Here is a 4,015-nt window from a genome sequence, read left to right as displayed (position 1 = left end):
CCACCGCAGCCCCCCAAGCGCCCCCGTACCACCAGCCCAGCAGCAACCCGAGCACCTGGCTCAGTGAAAAAACAAGAATGCGCCAAGCCATGCGAAATTACCCGGTGGGTGGAGGAGAAAGGGGGGGTGGAGACGTTCTCAGGCTTGCAGCAACGCCTTGGGTTGTGCCGTGAGGCGGTAGCCTGCACCGCGCACCGTCTCGACCATGGCACCGGCCATGCCCAACGCCTCACGCAGGCGCTTGACATGCACATCCACGGTGCGCTCCTCGATGAATACGTGGTCGCCCCACACCTTGTCGAGCAGCTGCGAGCGGCTGTGCACGCGCTCCGGGTGCTTCATCAGGTAGTGCAGCAACTTGAATTCAGTAGGCCCGACCTTGACCGGCTGCTCTTGGCACGTCACCCGGTGGGTGGCTGCATCCAGCGTGAGCACACCAATGCTGACGCTGTCGCTCAGCTGCTCGGGCGCGCGCCGGCGCAGCACGGCACGGATGCGCGCCAGCAGCTCCTGGGTGGAAAAAGGTTTGGTGATGTAGTCGTCGGCACCGGCATCCAGCCCGGCCACTTTGTCGGGCTCGTCGCCGCGTGCGGTCAGCATGAGGATGGGGATGGGCTTGGTACGGCTGTCTGCACGCCATTTGCGCGCCAGCGCCAGCCCGCTTTGGCCGGGCAGCATCCAATCGAGCAAGATGACATCGGGCAAGATGGCGTCCAGCTCGCGCTGGGCGCTGTCGCCGTCTTCCGACCAAATCGGCGAAAAACCGTTGTGGCGCAGGTTGACCGCAATCAGCTCTGCAATGGCGGGCTCGTCTTCAACAATCAGGACGCGGGGAAGTCTTTTCATCGCACAAGGCCAAAGAGGAAGGTCAGAGTAATGCTGACTCAATCTGATCGAGCGATGTGTGGCGCACATCCATGCCCTTGACCAGGTAAATGATCAGTTCAGCCAGATTCTTGGAGTGGTCACCAATGCGCTCAATGGCCTTGGCCAGAAACAGCAAGTCCAGGCTGGGCGAGATGGTGCGTGGGTCTTCCATCATGTAGGTGATGAGCTTGCGCACAAAACCGTCAAATTCCTGGTCAATCAAATCGTCTTCTTTGAGGATGGCAACCGCAGCAGTGGTATCGAGGCGGGCAAACGCGTCCAATGCCTTGCGCAGCAATCCCGAAGCCAGGTCTGCCGCCACGCGCAAGTCCATCGTGGGCAGCGAGCGCGAAGCACCGCTTTCGATGATGGACTGCACCATGCGCGCCATTTTGCTGGCCTCATCGCCCATGCGCTCCAGGTTGGCCGTGGCCTTGGAAAAGGCCATCAGCAAACGCAGATCGCGCGCGGTGGGCTGGCGCCTGGCGATGATGGTGGAGAGGTCTTGGTCAATCTCGACCTCCATGGCATTGATGCGGTTCTCCATGACCGCCACCTGCTTGACAGACTCCAGGCTGAAGTGCGACAGCGCATGGATGGCCTGGCGAATTTGCGATTCCACCAGCCCCCCCAGCTCCATGACACGGGCAGAAACACTGTTCAGTTCACTGTCGAACTGCGATGAAAGATGCTTTTCGGTCATGCCGTCTCCTGTCAGCCAAAACGGCCCGTAATGTAGTCTTCTGTTTCTTTGCGCTGGGGTTTGAAGAACATGCGCTCGGTTTCACCGAATTCCATCAGATCGCCCAGGTACATATAAGCCGTGTAGTCGCTGCAACGCGCCGCCTGCTGCATGTTGTGGGTGACGATGACCACGGTGTAATCGGTCTTCAGCTCGGCGATCAGTTCCTCGACCTTGGCGGTGGAGATGGGGTCCAGTGCAGAGCACGGCTCGTCGAGCAACAACACCTCGGGCTTGATGGCAATGCCCCGCGCAATGCACAAGCGCTGCTGCTGCCCGCCCGAGAGGCTGGAGCCGCTTTGATTGAGCTTGTCCTTGACCTCGTTCCACAAAGCGGCTTTGCGCAGCGCCCACTCCACGCGCTCTTCCATATCGGAGGCGCTGAGGCTTTCAAACAATTTGACGCCAAACGCGATGTTGTCGTAGATCGACATCGGAAAGGGGGTGGGCTTCTGGAACACCATGCCCACCTTGGCCCGGATCAGTGCCACATCCTGTTTGCTGGTGAGCAGGTTTTCGCCGTCCAGAATGATCTGGCCCTCGGCGCGCTGCTCGGGATACAGCTCGAACATGCGATTGAACGTGCGCAACAGCGTGGATTTGCCACAGCCTGACGGCCCAATAAAGGCCGTGACCTTGTTGGCAGGAATGTCCAGATTGATGCCCTTGAGGGCGTGGAACTTGCCGTAATAGAAGTTGAGATCGCGCACCGTGATCTTGGACTCGGTGGGCGTCGGCGCCGCTGCGCCTGGTTGGAGAGAAGAAGGCATGCAATCGTCCTTGTCTTATTTTTGGCGCGTCAGAACACGCGCCAGAATGTTGAGCCCCAGCACGGCCACGGTGATCAGGAACACACCGGCCCAGGCCAACTGCTGCCAGTTCTCGTAGGGGCTCATGGCAAACTTGAAGATGGTCACGGGCAGGCTGGCCATGGGTTTGGAGAGATCGGAGTTCCAGAACTGGTTGTTCAGCGCCGTGAACAACAACGGTGCCGTCTCACCCGCAATGCGCGCCACGCCCAGCAAGACACCCGTGATGACGCCCGCACGCGCCGCACGCAGTGTGACCATGCTGATCACTTTCCACTTGGGCGTACCCAGTGCGTAGGCCGCCTCACGCAACCCGGCGGGCACGAGCAGGAGCATGTTTTCGGTGGTGCGGATCACCACCGGAATCACGATCAGCGCCAGCGCCAGAATGCCGGCATACGCCGAAAAGCTTTTGAACCGCGCCACCACCACGGCGTACACAAACAGGCCAATCACGATGCTGGGAGCCGACAACAAAATGTCGTTCACAAACCGGGTAATGGATGCCAGCCAGCCGTGCGTATCGTATTCAGCCAGATACACACCGGCCATGATGCCGATGGGCGTACCCACAAAGGTGGCCATCATCACCATCACAAAAGAGCCAAAAATGGCATTCGAGATACCACCAGCTTCATTGGGTGGTGGCGTCATTTCAGTGAACAGGGCCAGGCTCAGGCCGCCCAGGCCCAGGCGAATGGTTTCCCACAGAATCCAGACCAGCCAGAACAGACCAAACGCCATGGCGGCCAGCGCCAGGGTCAGGGCCATCTGGTTGACGCGCTTGCGGCTGTTGTAGCGCGCCTGGCGTTGGCGCGCCTGCTCTGCCGCTGACAAAAGGCTGTGCGATGTTGTCATGTGCGCGCTCCTTCGTTCTTCTTGAGGCTGGCCAGCAGCACCTTGGACAGCGCCAGCACCACGAACGTGATGAAAAACAGTACCAGCCCCAGGTAAATCAACGATGCCTGGTGCAAACCTTCGCCGGCCTCGGCGAACTCGTTGGCCAAAGCCGAAGTGATGCTGTTGGCTGCTTCAAACACCGACAGGGAGTTGAGCTGGTTCATGTTGCCGATCACGAAAGTCACGGCCATGGTCTCGCCCAGCGCACGTCCCAGGCCCAGCATGATGCCACCCAGCACGCCCGTCTTGGTGTAGGGGAGCACCACCTTCCAGACGACTTCCCAGGTGGTAGAGCCCAGACCGTAGGCCGATTCTTTCAGCAGCGGCGGGGTCACTTCAAACACGTCACGCATCACCGACGCAATGAACGGAATGATCATGATGGCCAGGATGATGCCTGCCGACAGAATGCCGATGCCCACCGGCGGCCCTGAGACAAAAGCACCCAGGTAGGGCACATCGCTCAACAAAGATTGCAAGGGTTGCTGAACATAGGTGGCCAAAATAGGGCCAAACACCATCAACCCCCACATGCCATAAACGATGGAGGGCACAGCCGCCAGCAATTCGATGGCGGTGCCCAAGGGGCGTTTGAGCCAGGCTGGCGACAGCTCTGTCAGGAACAAAGCGATACCAAAGCTCACTGGCACCGCCACCAGCAAGGCAATGAAAGAAGTGACCAGCGTGCCGTAAATCA

5 protein-coding genes are annotated in these 4,015 nt (G+C 59.6%); all 5 read right to left on the bottom strand.

The annotated features are described in order from the left end of the window. Window positions 1-138: 138 nt before the first annotated feature. Complete coding sequence (gene phoB / locus PHX69_RS15600; protein ID WP_119012777.1) at window positions 139-846, bottom strand: phosphate regulon transcriptional regulator PhoB; 708 nt, start codon at window positions 844-846, stop codon at window positions 139-141. Between the two features lie 22 nt (window positions 847-868). After that, window positions 869-1,570 carry a phosphate signaling complex protein PhoU gene (gene phoU, locus PHX69_RS15595; protein ID WP_119012778.1) on the bottom strand — a complete coding sequence of 234 codons (702 nt, stop codon included), beginning with the start codon at window positions 1,568-1,570 and terminating at the stop codon, window positions 869-871. A gap of 11 nt (window positions 1,571-1,581) precedes the next feature. Then, entirely contained in the window at window positions 1,582-2,379 is a 798-nt protein-coding gene (gene pstB / locus PHX69_RS15590; RefSeq protein ID WP_119012779.1) for a phosphate ABC transporter ATP-binding protein PstB, read from the bottom strand. Window positions 2,380-2,394: 15 nt separating this feature from the next. Next, a complete protein-coding gene (pstA, locus tag PHX69_RS15585) occupies window positions 2,395-3,276 on the bottom strand; it encodes a phosphate ABC transporter permease PstA (protein ID WP_288044976.1) in 882 nt (293 codons plus the stop codon). Beyond that, the coding region (gene pstC / locus PHX69_RS15580) for a phosphate ABC transporter permease subunit PstC (protein WP_288044975.1) at window positions 3,273-4,015 on the bottom strand (743 nt) is incomplete at its 5' end. The genes pstC and pstA, both read right to left, overlap by 4 nt.

It is taken from the genome of Simplicispira sp., from assembly GCF_028687295.1.
In the GTDB taxonomy this organism is placed as follows: Bacteria; Pseudomonadota; Gammaproteobacteria; order Burkholderiales; family Burkholderiaceae_C; genus Simplicispira; species Simplicispira metamorpha.
This window is presented reverse-complemented; position numbering and strand designations above follow the sequence as displayed.